Source organism: Halorubrum orientale (genome assembly GCF_059623105.1).
This window is the reverse complement of the sequence record NZ_JBSPSR010000008.1, coordinates 188,697-202,432: the sequence shown is the minus strand read 5'-3', so window position 1 is coordinate 202,432 and position 13,736 is coordinate 188,697. Positions and strand designations below refer to the sequence as shown.

Here is a 13,736-nt window from a genome sequence, read left to right as displayed (position 1 = left end):
ATCGACCACACGTCACCGGATCACGGTCTGGGTGGGGTGTCGGCGACGTCTCTGAGCGTGCCCTCGGGGGAGGGGGCGTCGTCGCGCTGGCTGTCCTTTCGGCGATCGCGCTCGCGACGGCGGTGACCCCAAAACTGGTCGCGATCTCGTGGGTCGCCTTCGCGGCGATGGCAATCGGTGCGCCACTCGGCGCACGCGCCGCCCGGACAGCAAGCCCTATCGAGACCGTCTGGGGGTACGGCCTCGCAAGCGGGGCGATGGTGACGAGTACGGCGCTGTTCTTGATCCCGCAGGCGCTCGGTCAACACGGCCGGTTCGGGAGCCTCGGCATCGCCGCCGGGTTCCTCGCCGGCTACGCGGGACACGCGGTCGGCCACCGACTCACGCACCACGACCTGCCGATCGATCGCACCGCCGCAGAGCTGACGGCACACGCGCTCGCCGCTGGCGCGATCATCGGCACGATCTATTCGGCTATGCCCTCGTTGACGTCGATTCTCGGCGTCGCACTCGTCTCACACAAAGCCCCTGCCGGGTACGCCGCGGCCCGCCGGTTAGCCGACGACGACCGCGCTGTCGTGACCCTCCTTCTCCCGGCTGCGGCGGTGGGTCTCGTTGCACTCCCGGTCGGGATCGTTGGGATGGCGCCGTCGCCTGTGGTACGTGGCCTGCTCTTCGGTGTTGCCGCCGGCGTCTTCTTGCACGTCGCTGTCGACCTCCTCCCGGAGTGTTCTGCCGGCAGCGACACCTGTCCCGTTGACGCAGCATTGGGGAGCGACGAGCACCGCGCACGAGACCGACTGCGGGTGCACGCCGCCGGCAGCGCCATCGGTGGTGGGGTCGCCGTCGCGCTCGCGTGGGCGCTGGTCGCTGGTTGACATCCTCCCCGCGCTGAAGCGCGAGGATTCCCACCGTACGAGCGACCCGCCAAGCGAACGATAACTCCACGCGCTATCGGCACCCGTCTGACGAACGTATAAATCGTTCGCGCTGATATATGACCTCATGGTGAAGAGTACCGTTCGATTCCCCGAGTCGGTCGTCGACGAGATCGAGGCGCTCGTCGACGCGGGGCAGTTCGAGAGCAAGTCCGAGTTCTACCGGTTCTCGACCGATTACGTGTTGACCCAGCTCGTCGACGCGTACGAGCCGGAGACCATCGACTACGAGCAGATCCGCGCCGACGTCTTACCGGAGGCCGAACACGCACTCGGCAGCGACGCGGCAGCAGACGGCCCGCCGTTCTTCGAGTCCGTCTCGTTCGTTCGTAAGCTCGCGCTCCGGGGGCGGTTCAGCGACGCCGAGGACTTCATCGACCACCAGTACGTGCCAGGCGATAGAGACGCGATTCTGCTCGAGGAACTGCTCCGGCTCTACCGACAGCTGGAGGCCGACCGCCCGGCTGCGGCCGAGCGCGACCGCACGACCGACTAGTGGCACACCGCGTCCGTCCCAAAGACTCTTGTGTCGACCTGTCATGTGGAATTGTATGGAAGCTACAATACGCACAATACTCTGTTGGCGTGAGACGGACGGAGGTGTCGTCGCGTGATACGTCAGGGACTGCGTGGGCTCAAGTCCAACCTCCTGTACGTGGTCATCGGCTCGCTTGTCGCCGGGTTGGCGTTCGGACAAGTCGCAGGAACCGGAACGAAGGGGCTGCTCCGGGCGGCCGTCGTCCCCATCCTGTTTTTGATGATCTACCCGATGATGATCAACATCGATCTGCAGGAGGTCATCAACGTCAGAAAACACGCGGCGGCCGTCGGCCTCAGTCTGCTCGTCAACTTTGGAGTCGCACCCCTCGTCGCGGTCGGACTCGCACGGCTCTTTTTCGGCGGGAGCGTCGAGTACGCGATCGGGCTCTACTTCATCGCGTTGATCCCCACCTCGGGAATGACGGCGGCGTGGACCGGGTTAGCCGGCGGTGACTTAGAGGCCGCACTGGTCGCGATGGCGGTCAACCTCCTCGCGGCCGTCGCCATCCTGCCCGCGTACCTCTCCGTGTTGGTTCCCGCGAGCGTGGGCTTCGACCCCACCGCGTTGTACCGGCAGCTCGCGCAGGTCGTCGTCGTGCCGATGGTCGCCGGAAACCTCACTCGGCGCGGGCTCCTCCGCCGATACGGGCCAGAGGGGTTCAAGCGACTCAAGCCGACGTTCGGCGGGCTCTCTTCGCTCGGCGTCATGCTCATCGTCTTCGTCGCGATGACGCTCCGGTCGACGCAGATTCTCGCCGATCCGATCGCATCCGCGACAACGATCGCTCCGCTCGTCGCCTTCTACGTCGTGATCCTGCTCGTCGGGAGCGGCCTGGGTCGCCTGCTTTTAGACACCGAGCGGGCCATCGCCCTGGTGTACGCAACGAGTATGCGGAACCTCTCTATCGCACTGGCGATCGTCGTCGCCGCCGACGCGGTTCCCGATGCAGCCGTGCTCCCGATCGCGTTGGCGTACGTGATCCAGCCCCCGCTCGGGGCGGTGTACGTTCACTACCGACGCGACGTGGTTGCAGAGGGGCTGTCGGTTCGCGAGGCGATCGGCCGGCTCGTGAGCGACCGCGGGTGACCGGCGTGTCGGCCGCGGCGAGCGAGTGATCCCATCGCATCGGTCGACTCCGAATGTTTTACTACCCCACCGACGCAGGCACACTGACATGGCCCTCCAACTCGGCCGGGCGATCAGCGACGGCCTCGGACGCGTACTCTCGACGACCGGCGCGGCTCTCTTTGCGGGACTCCTCGCGATACAACTCGTGACGCAGGTCGGTATCAACACCGCAATTGTCGGGTTCCTTCCGCCGGAGGCCGCACCGGCGGCGGCGACCGGGTCAACCGGGCTCTCACTGCCTCTCCCACCCGAAGTCGGTGTCGCACTCACACTCGTCGGTATCGTCGTGAGCACCGTCTACTTCGTCGTCCTCGCCCGGGCCCTCTCGCGTCCCCGGAGTGAGCTCTCGACGCTCCCATCGACCCTCTACTCCCGACGAATCGTCCGGGCGACGCTCGCGACCTTCCTCGGCGGCCTCGTGGTCTCGATAGCGGTGAGCATTGGGTTCGTGCTGTTGGTGCTTCCCGGGATATTCCTCGCTGCATCGTTTCTCTTGTTCATCTTCGCAGCTGGCGTCGAAGACCGCGGCGCGCTCGGGAGCCTCCGGCGAAGCTGGGGGCTCGCCCGGGGGAATCGACTCAAGCTCTCACTGCTTGTCGTCGCCGTCGGCGTCGTGGGTGGGCTCGTCGGCACCGTCGGAACGATTCTCGACGTTGCCGGACTCGGGAGCCTCTCTGACGTCGCGGTGACCGTCGTCAACAGTGGCTTTTTCATCGTCGTGTACGGCACGTTAGCGGCGGCATACCGCCAGCTTCGAGACGAGGAGTCTGCCGCGGCCGCGGGCTCAGCGAGTGGCACTGACAAGACGGCAAAACTGTAGCCACGGACATAAGTCGACGGCCAGTCGTCTCTCACTCCCGCCGCATTGACGCTACCGCTCCAAGCACGAGGATCGCTACGACCGCGATGAGAGACCCGAACCCAGGCGCTGACGCGCCGCTCTCCCCTGAAGCGGTGGTTCCGTCGGTCACAGCATCGGCATCAGTGCTGGCGGTCTCGTTTTCGCCTGCTGAGTCTGTTGTCCCACTGTCAGTTGTCGTCGCGTTCGTCTCAGCCTGGGTCGTTGTCGACTGGTTCTCGGTGGCCGTCGCGGTCGATTGATTCCCGGTGGTCGTAGTTGGCTGGTCTCCTGCGGTAGTCACCTCGACGTCGACGCGATCGGTGCTGTCGGCCGCTTCCACCTCGAGGACGTACGTGTCCGGCGCCAGCCCGCTCGTGTTCAGGGTCGTCGACCACGCCCCGTCGGTTCCCCACTGGTCGGTCGCGTTGGCGGCGAGCACCGTGCCGTTCTCTGTCCGCAGTTCGACGAGGACGGCGTTGTCGTCGGGGCGCAGGTTCGTCTCCCCGCGAACGACCGTCGTCTCGTTCGGTCGTATCGTCGCGCCGATCGTCGGGCGCTCGACGTCGGTGTCGTTGTCGGCCGGACCGACGGCCGTGATCGAGACGCTCGCGGGTGCATACTGTATCTGCCCTGAGGCCTGCGCCGAACCCGACGCAGTCGGTGAGATTGCAGGTGCGCCACTCACCACAGCTGCAGTCGAGGCGACGAGAATCGACCCGATCACGAGCGCTATGACTACCCGTGTGACACACAGATTGGTGCGTCGCCTCGGCGGTCGACGCGGTGTCTCGGTAGCCGTCCCGAATTCGTCGCGATTCCGTGTCATAGACGCGTCCAGCAGTTGATACGGCCGTGAGCGGGGAAACGGTTTCGTCGCCCGCTCACTCGGCCGACGCCGGAAACACCTTCCCTGGATTGAGCGTTCCAGCCGGATCGAGCGCGTCTTTTACCGCCTGCATCGTCGCAACGCCGGTCTCACCGTGTTCGACCGGGAGGAACTCGCGCTTGGCACGACCAATTCCGTGTTCGCCCGTGGCGGTGCCGCCGAGTTCGATCCCGCGAGTCACTATCGACTCGTAGATCGTGTGTGCCTCGGCGACGGCCGCCTCGTCCGTGGGGTCGACGAGCACATCGAAGTGGACGTTCCCGTCGCCTGCGTGGCCGAACGTCGGGATCGGAACGTCGTGAGCCGTTGAGAGCTCGTGGATGTGTTCGACGATCGCCGATAGCGCCCCGAGTGGGACTGCGACGTCACCGGCGTGGAGCGACCGACGGTCGGGATAGTACTCCCGAACTGCGTCCGCCAACTCGCGCCGCGGCTTCCAGATGGCCGACTCGTCGGTCCCCGCTTCGAGTACCAGCGTCGTCGGATCGTGCGATGCAAGCGTATCGCGACACGCTTCGACTGCCGCGTCGAGCCCGTAGTCGGCCTGCAGTTCGACGAACAAGGTCGGCCCTTCCTCAAGTGACGACCCGACGTAGTCGTTTACCATCCGCGCACTCAACCCGTCGACGAGCTCGAGCGCGCTGACGTCGACACCCGCAGCGACTAGTGCCGCGGCCGCACCGGTCGCATCTGCGAGCTGTGTGAACGTCGCCCGCCCGACCCGGCTTTCAGCCGGTCGGCCGGTGAGCGACAGGGTTGCGCGCGTCACCACGCCGAGCGTTCCCTCACTGCCGACGATCAGGTCACGCAGATCGTACCCCGAAGAAGTCTTTTCAGCGCGCGTTCCCGCGGTGAGTACAGAGCCGTCTGCCAGCACGACCTCGATCTCGCGAACCCAGTCGCCGACCTTCCCGTACTTCACCGTCCGCTTCCCGCTGGCATTTGTGGCGAGCATTCCTCCTACCGTCGCAAGGTCGCCGGAGGTCGGTAACGCCGGAAAAAAGAGCCCGTGGTCGGCGACCGCATCGTTGATCACGTCGCCAACGACGCCGGCCTCGACGTCTATCTGCCGGTCAGCTGGACGCACGTCCATGATATCGTTCATGCGCGTCAGATCGAGGCTGATCCCGCCGTGCGTCGGGACCGCGTTGCCTGCGATCCCCGAGCCGGCGGCGAACGGTGTGACGGGGACACCGCGCTCTGTTGCGGCCGCGAGAACGGCTGCGACCTCCGCGGTCGACTCTGGCCAGACGACGACGTCCGGTGGGGCGGTTTCATCGGGGGCGGTCCCCCAATCGGCACCGTGAGCCGTGCGGTCCGTGGCGGTTCGCGACACCTGGTCGGGTGAGAGCGTCGCCTCGAGAAACGCGTGGTCGGTCATGCACAACGGTGACCAGTCGCGGAGAAAAACCTAGCGACCGACTGCCACCACGACTGCCGCTACGTCCAGTCAAATCCCCGTGCGGCGACCGATCGACCGACCCCGGTACGCTTATTTATTTGTATCTATCTTTATGCACCGTGATGCACACCGAATCACACGATTCGACGACGGACCGGCACCCGAGAGGAACGCATGCGTAAGCTGACGAGCGACTCCACGAGCGTGAGCCGACGCCGACTTCTCGCCGGGGCTGCGGCCGCGGGTGTTGCTGGCGTCGCCGGCTGTACGGGCGGCAGCAGTGATGGGAGCGACGATCGCGTTCCGATGGACGTCACCGAGTGGCCTCCGGAGGAGTTCAGTTCGAGTCTCAACGTGTGGAACTGGTACGACGACTGGGCCTCCTGGGCCGCTGGGACGTTCGGGGACGCCTACGACGTGGAGGTGAGTACCTCGGGGTACTCGGCGCCGAACCAGTGGTACTCGCAGCTCCAGGCCGGTAACGACGAGATCGACAACATCGCCGCACAGACGAACTGGGTCGAGCGGTCGATCAAGAACGACTTCTTACACGAACTGCCGGTCGACGTGATGCCCGCGTGGGAAAATATCACCGACCGGATTAAAGCAGCGAGCTCCTACCAGCAGGACGGGGCGACGTACGCGGTCCCGGAGTCGCTCGTTCTGTACCCGCTCACGTACAACGACGAGTACTTCGACTCGGCGCCGGACTCCTGGGGTGTCCTCTGGGACGACGAACACGAGGGCAACCTCTGTATGTGGGACAACGCCACTGTCTCCTGTCAGATTGCGGCACTATACACCGGACAGGATCCGATCGAGCCGGACGACTACGACGACATCGAGGAGTCGCTGATCCAACAGAAGCCGTTGTTACAGACGTACTGGGGCGACTATCAGCAGGGAATGAGCCTCTTCGTCAACGAGGACGTCGTAGCTGGGCCGCTCACCATGGGCCGAACGTACACCGCGCGGTTTGGTGAGGGCGCACCGGTCCACTACACCGCCCCACAGGAGGGCGCGATGTACACGAGCGACCTCTTCGTGATCCCGAAGGGCGCGCCGAACCCGATCGCGAGCCTCCAGTTCACCAACTGGGCCTCTGAGACGGAGAACGCGGCACAGCTCTTCGAGACTATGGGGTACCAGCCCGCCGTCGACATCTCCGCGGAGCTCTCCGAGGAGGACGCCGAGTTCACGAACTGGCCAGACGACTGGAACCTGGTCTTTTCGGAGACCCTCTCCGATTCGGTTCGCTCCCGCTACGACGAGATCTGGACCGCCGTGAAAGCCGCCTAGTATGTCGTTGTTGCGCGTCCGCAGGCTGACCAAGCGGTTCGGCGACCTCCTCGCGGTCAACGACGTCGACTTCGACGTCGCTGACGGCGAGTTTGTCTCGATCCTCGGTCCGAGCGGATCGGGCAAGTCGACGGTGCTCCGGATGGTCGCGGGCTTCGAGACGCCGACCGACGGTGAGATCGGCTTGAACGGCGAGCCCGTGGTCGGCACGCCGCCGTTCGAGCGCGACGTGAACATGGTGTTTCAGGATCTCGCGTTGTTTCCGCATCTGACGGTCGCCGAAAACATCGGGTACGGCCTGAAACAGGCGGGGGTACCCGCCGACGAGCGACGCGACCGCGCCGAGCGAATGCTGGAGATGGTTCGGCTCGACGGATACGACGACCGGATGCCAGACGAGCTCTCGGGCGGCGAACAACAGCGGGTCGCGCTCGCACGAGCGCTCGTCAACGAGCCCGCGCTCGTGCTCTTCGATGAGCCGCTCTCCTCGCTCGACCGTAAGCTCCGTCAGCACATGCAAAGCGAGCTCCAGCGGCTCCAAGCGGAGACGGAGACGACGTTCTTGTACGTCACGCACGATCAGGAGGTCGCGCTCGCTGTTTCCGACCGACTCGTCGTACTCGACGACGGGGCGATCCAGCAGATCGGAACGGTCGAAGCACTGTACGAGGACCCGCAGAGCCGGTTCGTCGCCGACTTCATCGGTGACGTCAATTCGATTCCCGCTCGCATCACAGACGCGACCGACGATACAGTGATCGTCGACGTCGGGTCCGACCGTGTCTCGATACCGCGCTCGGTCGCCGACGACGTCACGATCGATGCGTCAGTCGACGTATGCGTGCGACCGTTTCGAATTCGCGTCGGTCCGGTGGATGACACTGGGGCTGAGCAGTCGGAGACGGACGAACCCACCGCGGACGGTGGGGACCGTGACCGGGCGACCGATACCGGAATCGGTGAGCGGTTCGCGACGACGGGCACGGTTCAAAGTCGAAGCTATCAGGGCAGCGACTCGCTGTACGAGATTGCGACCGACGAGTGGGGACGACTCACCGCCGAGGTCCGCTCGAACGCCTACGAACCCGGTGAGCGCGTGGCCGTGGCGTGGGATGCATCCGACGTCCACGTCTTCGCCCGGTCAGCCGACGATCACACCGGCAGCAGAGGTGACGACGCCTGATGACGGATCGTGATCGCCTCGGTACGGTTTCGGCGTTCTTCCGTGAGCGTCCCCGACTTCGGACGCTCGCGATCGCCGGCCCGCCGTCGGCGATACTCGTCGTCTTCTTCGCACTGCCGCTCGTCGCGATGTTGGTCGTCTCGTTTCAGACAGGACAGATCGGTGGAGCGTGGACCCTCGAGAACTATCTGGGGTTCATCGGTTCGGAGACGTATCTCACCGTCGTGTGGCGGACGCTGTTGCTCAGCGCGCAGGTAACCGCGATCGTCGCGGCAATCGGGTACGCGCTGGCGTACAGCATCGTTCGATTCTCCCGCCGCACGACGCTGTTGTTGTTGCTCGTCATCCTCCCGTTCTGGACGAGCTACATCATCCGCATGTACGCGTGGATCAACATTCTTCAGAGCGGTGGCGTGCTCGACTCGATCCTCGGGCTCGTCGGCCTGCCTGCGGTCGGGCTCCTGTACACCGGGACCGCCGTACGTATTGGATTCACCTACGTCTGGCTCCCACTCGCGGTGTTACCGTTTTACGCGTCGTTGAGCAGCCTCGATCCGGACCTGATCGAGGCGTCGAAAGACCTCGGTGCGGGCCCGATACGGACGTTCGTCTCCGTGACGCTTCCACTCACGGCGACCGGCGTGATAACTGGACTCGTGCTCGTGTTCATCCCGACGTTCGGCTCGTTCATCACCCCACGGCTGCTCGGCGGAACGAACAACATCATGATCGGCATGGTGATAGAAAACCAGTTCAAAAGCGCGTTCAACTGGCCGTTCGGTGCGGCGATCGGGATGGTGATCACCGCGGTCGTCGTCGTACTGCTCGTGCTCGCGACGCGATTCGGCGGAGACCTCCTCGGTGGCGGGGGTGAGCCGTCGTGAACGGCCGTCGTACCATCGCCGGGGCCATCGAGCGGTTCGTTCACGCACACGCCGCTCGGCTGGCGGGTGTCGTGACGATCGCCGTGCTCGCGTTTCTTTGGTTGCCGATCGGCGTGCTCGTGTTTATGTCGTTTGCGGACGGCGGAGTACTCTCGTTTCCCCCCGATCAGCTCACGCTTCGGTGGTACAGAGTGTTCCTCGAGAACGAGGCGGCTCGCGGTGCGATCGTCACGACGCTCACCATCTCGGTACCGTCAACGATCCTCACGGTCACGCTCGCGACGATGACCGCGTACGCGGTCGACCGGTACGGCTTCCGCGGCCGTGGGATCCTTCAGCTGCTGTCGACGCTGCCGATCGTCGTTCCGCTCGTGGTGACCGGTGTCGCGTTGGTGCTCTTTGTAGACGGGACGCTCGGGCTCCCCGATTACCTCTCCGTGGTTCTCGCACACGTGATCCGAACGATCCCGTTCGCAACGTTAGTGATCCTCCCGACGTTCGTGCGCTTCGACCGCAGGCTCGAGGAGGCCTCGAAGGACTTGGGCGCGGACGAACTCGCCACGTTCAGACAGGTGACGCTTCCGAACGTCTTCCCGGGCGTCGTCGCTGGCGGGTTGCTCGCGTTCACGCTTTCGTTCAACGAGTTCGTGTACACGTACTTCGTAAAGGGATCTGGTGACCCGACGCTGCCGGTGTACATCTGGAATCAAATCCGGTACAACGTGACGCCGGAGGTCAACGTGATCAGCGTGGTGTTTCTCGTCGTCGCGGTGACGTTGGTGCTCGTTGCCGTCTCGCTTACGCGAGTCGAGCTCCTCACCGAGCGGTGAGCTGCGATCCTCGCTGGCAGGCGTTCGACCGCTCGACTGACGGGGGGCACACACCTGGGGGTCGACGTGCCGTCACGTGTTCGTCCGCAAATTATCGAGCGTAGTAATCGGCTCCCGTGGTTTTTATACGGGTCTCAGAATTGGTCGAACGATCTATGTTGGACGCACTTCGACTGAATCGACTCGGACTCGGTCCAAAGCTCGTGCTCGCGTTCGTACTGGTCGCCACGCTCGTCGCGGTGACCGGTGCGGTTGGCTACACGGCGGTCGGAACCGTCGACGGGCAGGCCCACCAGATAGCCGACGACGGGCGCGCGATGGACACCGCCTCGGAGATGGTAATCGTCACGGAAAAACAACAACAGGCCGTGCTCCAGGCTCGGCTCGGTGAGCCAGGGGCACGAGAATCGTTTCAGACCCAGCAGGCCCGATACGCTGAGCTCGAGCGTGAACTGGCGTCTCTCGGGTTAACCGACGAACAGACCGCTCAGTACGAGACGCTTCAGGCGACACACGAGGAGTACGCCTCGGTTGCGACGGCGTACTTCGAGGCGCGCGCCGCGGGCAACGACGCGGTCGCCGCCCGCCGAGCGACCGAACTCGAGTCGCTCGTCGCCCAAGTCGAGACCGACGTCGAGGCGCTCGCCGCCTCCACGGAAGCCGACATGGAAGCACAGGTAGCCGCCGCAGACGATACGACGGGAACTGCACAGACCGAACTTCTCGCGCTCACCGTCCTCGCGTTTCTCGCGGCGATCGGGATCGGGACGTTCGTCACCCGCCGGATCAGCCCACCAATTCGACAGCTCTCGGCCGCGGCCGTCGCCGCGAGTGAGGGCGACCTCACGGCGCCCGTCGACGACCACGTCGAAACCGACGAGATCGGCAGGATGGTCGAGGGATTCCAGCAGATGCAGTCAAATCTTCGAGCCGCCTTCGACGAGCTCGAGACCGTCGCCTCGGGGCTCGAACGCGGTGATCTCGACCGCTCGATCGACACCGACTACCCGGGCGCGTACGGTGCGGTTCTCGACAGTATGGCCGCCGGCGGCAACGCACTCACCGCCTCATTCGACGAGATACAGCGCGCTAGCGACGGGCTCCGGACTGGCGACCTCGACCGACAGATCGACGTCGATCAACCCGGCCAGTACGGTGAGACGCTCGGAGGACTCGAAGACGGAACAGACCGACTCGAGTCGAGCTTCGCACAGATTCGTCGCGCGAGCCACGGCCTTCGCGACGGCGATCTCGAGCAATCGATCGACACCGACCGGCCTGGCGCCTACGGGGCCGTACTCGACGCACTAGACGGCGGAATCGACCGTCTCGACGAGAGTCTCGGGACCGTTCGTCACGTCGCCGACGCGGTAGCCTCCTCCAGTGAGTCGGTTGCACACGACACCGCAGAGATCGAAGCCGGTAGCCAGGAAGCAGCCGGGTCGGTCGAAGAAATTTCACATGGTGCCGAACGACAGAGTGACCACCTACAGGAGGTCGCCTCGGAGATGAACGAGCTGTCGGCGACCGTCGAGGAGATCGCGGCGTCGGCTGAAGAAGTCACCGCGACCGCGACCACGGCCGTCGAGCGCTCCGAGCTCGGCCAACGACACGCAGCAGAGGCGACCGAGGAGCTTGCGGCCATCGAAGCGCGTGCTGACGAAGCTACGGCACACGTCGAACAACTCGACGACGAGATGACCGAGATAAGCGAGGTCGTCGAGCTCATCACGACGATCGCAGAACAGACCAATCTCCTCGCGTTGAACGCCTCGATCGAAGCGGCCCGCGCCGGGGAGGCGGGTGAAGGGTTCGCTGTCGTTGCCGGTGAGATCAAGAGCCTCGCCGAGGACGTCTCTGCGGCGACCGCAGACGTCGAAGCGCGGATCGACGCGCTCCAGTCGACGACGACGGAGACCGTCGACGGAATGGAGTCGATGAGCGAGCGAGTTACACACGGTGCCGAGACAATCGGCGAGGCGATCGAGACGTTCGACGCCATCGCGGGCGCGGTGAGCGAGGCGGAGACCGGCATCGAAGAGATCAGTCGGGCGACCGACGACCAGGCCGCATCCTCCGAAGAGGTCGTTGCGATGGTCGACGAGGTGGCGAGCGTGAGCCAGCAGACCGCAGCGGAAGCAAGTACGGTCTCGGCGGTGACCGAAGAACAGACCGCCTCGCTCGCGAACGTCGGGGAGAGCGTCCAGACCCTCTCGTCGCTCGCATCCGACCTCCACGACCAGGTCGCGACATTCGACCTCAGCGACGACGCCGTCGGTACGGACGGCCCATCGGCTCCTGCCGTGCCCGGGCCCGAGCGCGTTCGCGCCGACGGGGGAGACAACGAGCAGTAGACGGCTCGAGAGCACCGCAGAGAGCCCCTTTTATGTGTGATACCGTGGGATATATTCTATGAACCGGACCGACTCGGTGGTACTGGCAATCGCGGGCGTCATCGGGGCGACCGTGCTCGCCGTGGTCGTCGTTGCCGCGGTGGTGTTTGGACTGGAGGCGTCTGCGCTCCGGCCCTTCACGCTACTCGTCCGCGAGCCCTTCGCGTGGATAGTCGTCGCCGCACTCGTCGTCGCTGCCGTTGGGAACGTGTACCTCGAGTAGCATCGCTGTGTGCTGGAAAGACGCGTATGTGGACCGCAAGAAAGCCGTCTGTGTCGGTATCCGCCTATTGGCCGCCGTCGGTCAAGGCGACACGGTCGTCGTCCCGTGTCGGTGACGCGTCGGCCGCGGTGGTCGGAGCCGTCGCCCGCTGTTCTATCGATGCCGGCTCGTCGGTGTGGTGTCGCCACACGGTGATCCCAGCGACCGCGTAGGCAACGAGGTCGTAGTGGACCGCGCCGTCGAAGCCGGTGAACGCGGCGAGGGTGCTGTAGCCGAAGACGGCACAGACGCCACCGACGAACGCGGCCTCACGCGTGACTCGACCGCTTTTGAGTCCGGAAACTGCGCGTCGGATGGTTGGCCCGCACGCCACGAGGAACGCAACCCCGGAGAGTGCGGCGAGATTCACGAAGAAGTGCGTCGCCACGTGTGAGTCGAGAATCGACTGGAGGTACGCGACGGTTACAGGGTCGTAAAACAGCCACTCGACCCGCGTTGGGTACAACACGCCGACGTACGGGGTCGCGACCATAAGCCCGAAGAGGACGGCCACGGCGACGCGAGCGGAGGCGAACTGTGCGGCGCGCCGGTTGGTGAACGCGTCGTCTCCGGGAGCGACGACGAGGCCATACTCGGTGAGGATATCTCGGAGGCCGTCCCGCGAGAGCGCGTCGTCGTGGTGAATCCCGACGGTATCGGTGCGGTGTGTCGCGGAGGCGCTGCTGATCCCGTTGTGGTCAGCAAGCACTGCTTGGAGCAACGCTTCGTCTCGGGTTGTCTCCAGTCCACTCACCTCGAAGGTGTCGTGATCGTGCGACGCCGGGACCGTTGCGGTCCGCGGACCGGTGCCCGAGACGGGGTCGGCGATGCCCCGGTCGGCCGCCGCGGCCTCGAGCGCCCGTCGAGGCCCGCCGTGCTGGTTCGATGGCATGTACGCGTAGTCGGGCGGTGGTTTAATGAAACTTCCCCCCTCGGCGGTCTCCGTGATGTCGTGTCGCCGCAGTGAGCCCGCCCCAGTGTGATCACGGGACTGGAACCCGATCCGAAAGGTTCAATTGTATCCCACAGATACTTTCCAATGCGTCAGCAAGCCCCTGCGGGTTGGTAGTCTAGTCCGGTTATGACACCTCCTTGACATGGAGGAGGCCGGCAGTTCAAATCTGCCCCAACCCATTCTCGTTCGATGCA

At 64.9% G+C, this 13,736-nt stretch carries 13 protein-coding genes and 1 tRNA gene; 11 read left to right on the top strand and 3 right to left on the bottom strand.

Annotated elements, in window-relative coordinates; genetic code table 11:
- Nucleotides 1-104: 104 nt before the first annotated feature.
- The 4 genes from ACWUI7_RS10970 (at nt 105) to ACWUI7_RS10955 (ending at nt 3,427) form a co-directional block, all read left to right on the top strand.
- On the top strand, nt 105-878 hold the full coding sequence (locus ACWUI7_RS10970; RefSeq protein ID WP_496642330.1) for a ZIP family metal transporter: 774 nt from the start codon (nt 105-107) through the stop codon (nt 876-878).
- Between the two features lie 127 nt (nt 879-1,005).
- The gene (locus tag ACWUI7_RS10965; RefSeq protein WP_496642256.1) at nt 1,006-1,434 is read left to right on the top strand and encodes a ribbon-helix-helix domain-containing protein; all 429 of its coding nucleotides are present in this window, start codon (nt 1,006-1,008) and stop codon (nt 1,432-1,434) included.
- 114 nt (nt 1,435-1,548) lie between these two features.
- The gene (locus tag ACWUI7_RS10960; RefSeq protein WP_496642255.1) at nt 1,549-2,565 is read left to right on the top strand and encodes an arsenic resistance protein; all 1,017 of its coding nucleotides are present in this window, start codon (nt 1,549-1,551) and stop codon (nt 2,563-2,565) included.
- An 88-nt stretch (nt 2,566-2,653) separates the two neighbouring features.
- Complete coding sequence (locus ACWUI7_RS10955; protein WP_496642254.1) at nt 2,654-3,427, top strand: DUF7847 domain-containing protein; 774 nt, start codon at nt 2,654-2,656, stop codon at nt 3,425-3,427.
- Nucleotides 3,428-3,458: 31 nt separating this feature from the next.
- Here the strand turns inward: ACWUI7_RS10955 and ACWUI7_RS10950 are convergent, their stop codons facing one another.
- Together ACWUI7_RS10950 and ACWUI7_RS10945 are read right to left on the bottom strand one after the other, a co-directional pair.
- Entirely contained in the window at nt 3,459-4,172 is a 714-nt protein-coding gene (locus tag ACWUI7_RS10950; RefSeq protein WP_496642253.1) for a Gmad2 immunoglobulin-like domain-containing protein, read from the bottom strand.
- A gap of 157 nt (nt 4,173-4,329) precedes the next feature.
- The gene (locus tag ACWUI7_RS10945; protein WP_496642252.1) at nt 4,330-5,715 is read right to left on the bottom strand and encodes an FAD-binding oxidoreductase; all 1,386 of its coding nucleotides are present in this window, start codon (nt 5,713-5,715) and stop codon (nt 4,330-4,332) included.
- Nucleotides 5,716-5,910: 195 nt separating this feature from the next.
- On the opposite strand from ACWUI7_RS10945, the gene ACWUI7_RS10940 reads away from it, so the two are divergent.
- The 6 genes from ACWUI7_RS10940 (at nt 5,911) to ACWUI7_RS10915 (ending at nt 12,548) form a co-directional block, all read left to right on the top strand.
- Entirely contained in the window at nt 5,911-7,035 is a 1,125-nt protein-coding gene (locus ACWUI7_RS10940) for an ABC transporter substrate-binding protein (RefSeq protein ID WP_496642251.1), read from the top strand.
- Between the two features lies 1 nt (nt 7,036).
- Nucleotides 7,037-8,218: an ABC transporter ATP-binding protein gene (locus ACWUI7_RS10935; RefSeq protein WP_496642250.1), complete on the top strand. Its 1,182-nt coding sequence runs from the start codon at nt 7,037-7,039 to the stop codon at nt 8,216-8,218.
- Nucleotides 8,218-9,102 (top strand): ABC transporter permease, encoded by an 885-nt coding sequence (locus ACWUI7_RS10930; protein WP_496642249.1) that lies wholly within the window; start codon nt 8,218-8,220, stop codon nt 9,100-9,102. The genes ACWUI7_RS10935 and ACWUI7_RS10930 overlap by 1 nt, the downstream gene beginning before the upstream one ends.
- Complete coding sequence (locus ACWUI7_RS10925) at nt 9,099-9,932, top strand: ABC transporter permease (protein WP_496642248.1); 834 nt, start codon at nt 9,099-9,101, stop codon at nt 9,930-9,932. Before ACWUI7_RS10930 ends, ACWUI7_RS10925 begins: the two co-directional genes overlap by 4 nt.
- Nucleotides 9,933-10,087: 155 nt before the next feature.
- Nucleotides 10,088-12,286 (top strand): HAMP domain-containing methyl-accepting chemotaxis protein, encoded by a 2,199-nt coding sequence (locus tag ACWUI7_RS10920; protein WP_496642247.1) that lies wholly within the window; start codon nt 10,088-10,090, stop codon nt 12,284-12,286.
- A 58-nt stretch (nt 12,287-12,344) separates the two neighbouring features.
- The gene (locus ACWUI7_RS10915; RefSeq protein ID WP_496642246.1) at nt 12,345-12,548 is read left to right on the top strand and encodes a hypothetical protein; all 204 of its coding nucleotides are present in this window, start codon (nt 12,345-12,347) and stop codon (nt 12,546-12,548) included.
- A gap of 64 nt (nt 12,549-12,612) precedes the next feature.
- Here ACWUI7_RS10915 and ACWUI7_RS10910 read toward each other — a convergent pair whose 3' ends face one another.
- The gene (locus tag ACWUI7_RS10910) at nt 12,613-13,479 is read right to left on the bottom strand and encodes a hypothetical protein (protein ID WP_496642245.1); all 867 of its coding nucleotides are present in this window, start codon (nt 13,477-13,479) and stop codon (nt 12,613-12,615) included.
- 167 nt (nt 13,480-13,646) lie between these two features.
- On the opposite strand from ACWUI7_RS10910, the gene ACWUI7_RS10905 reads away from it, so the two are divergent.
- A tRNA-Val gene (locus ACWUI7_RS10905) sits at nt 13,647-13,721 on the top strand.
- The last annotated feature ends 15 nt before the right edge of the window (nt 13,722-13,736 follow it).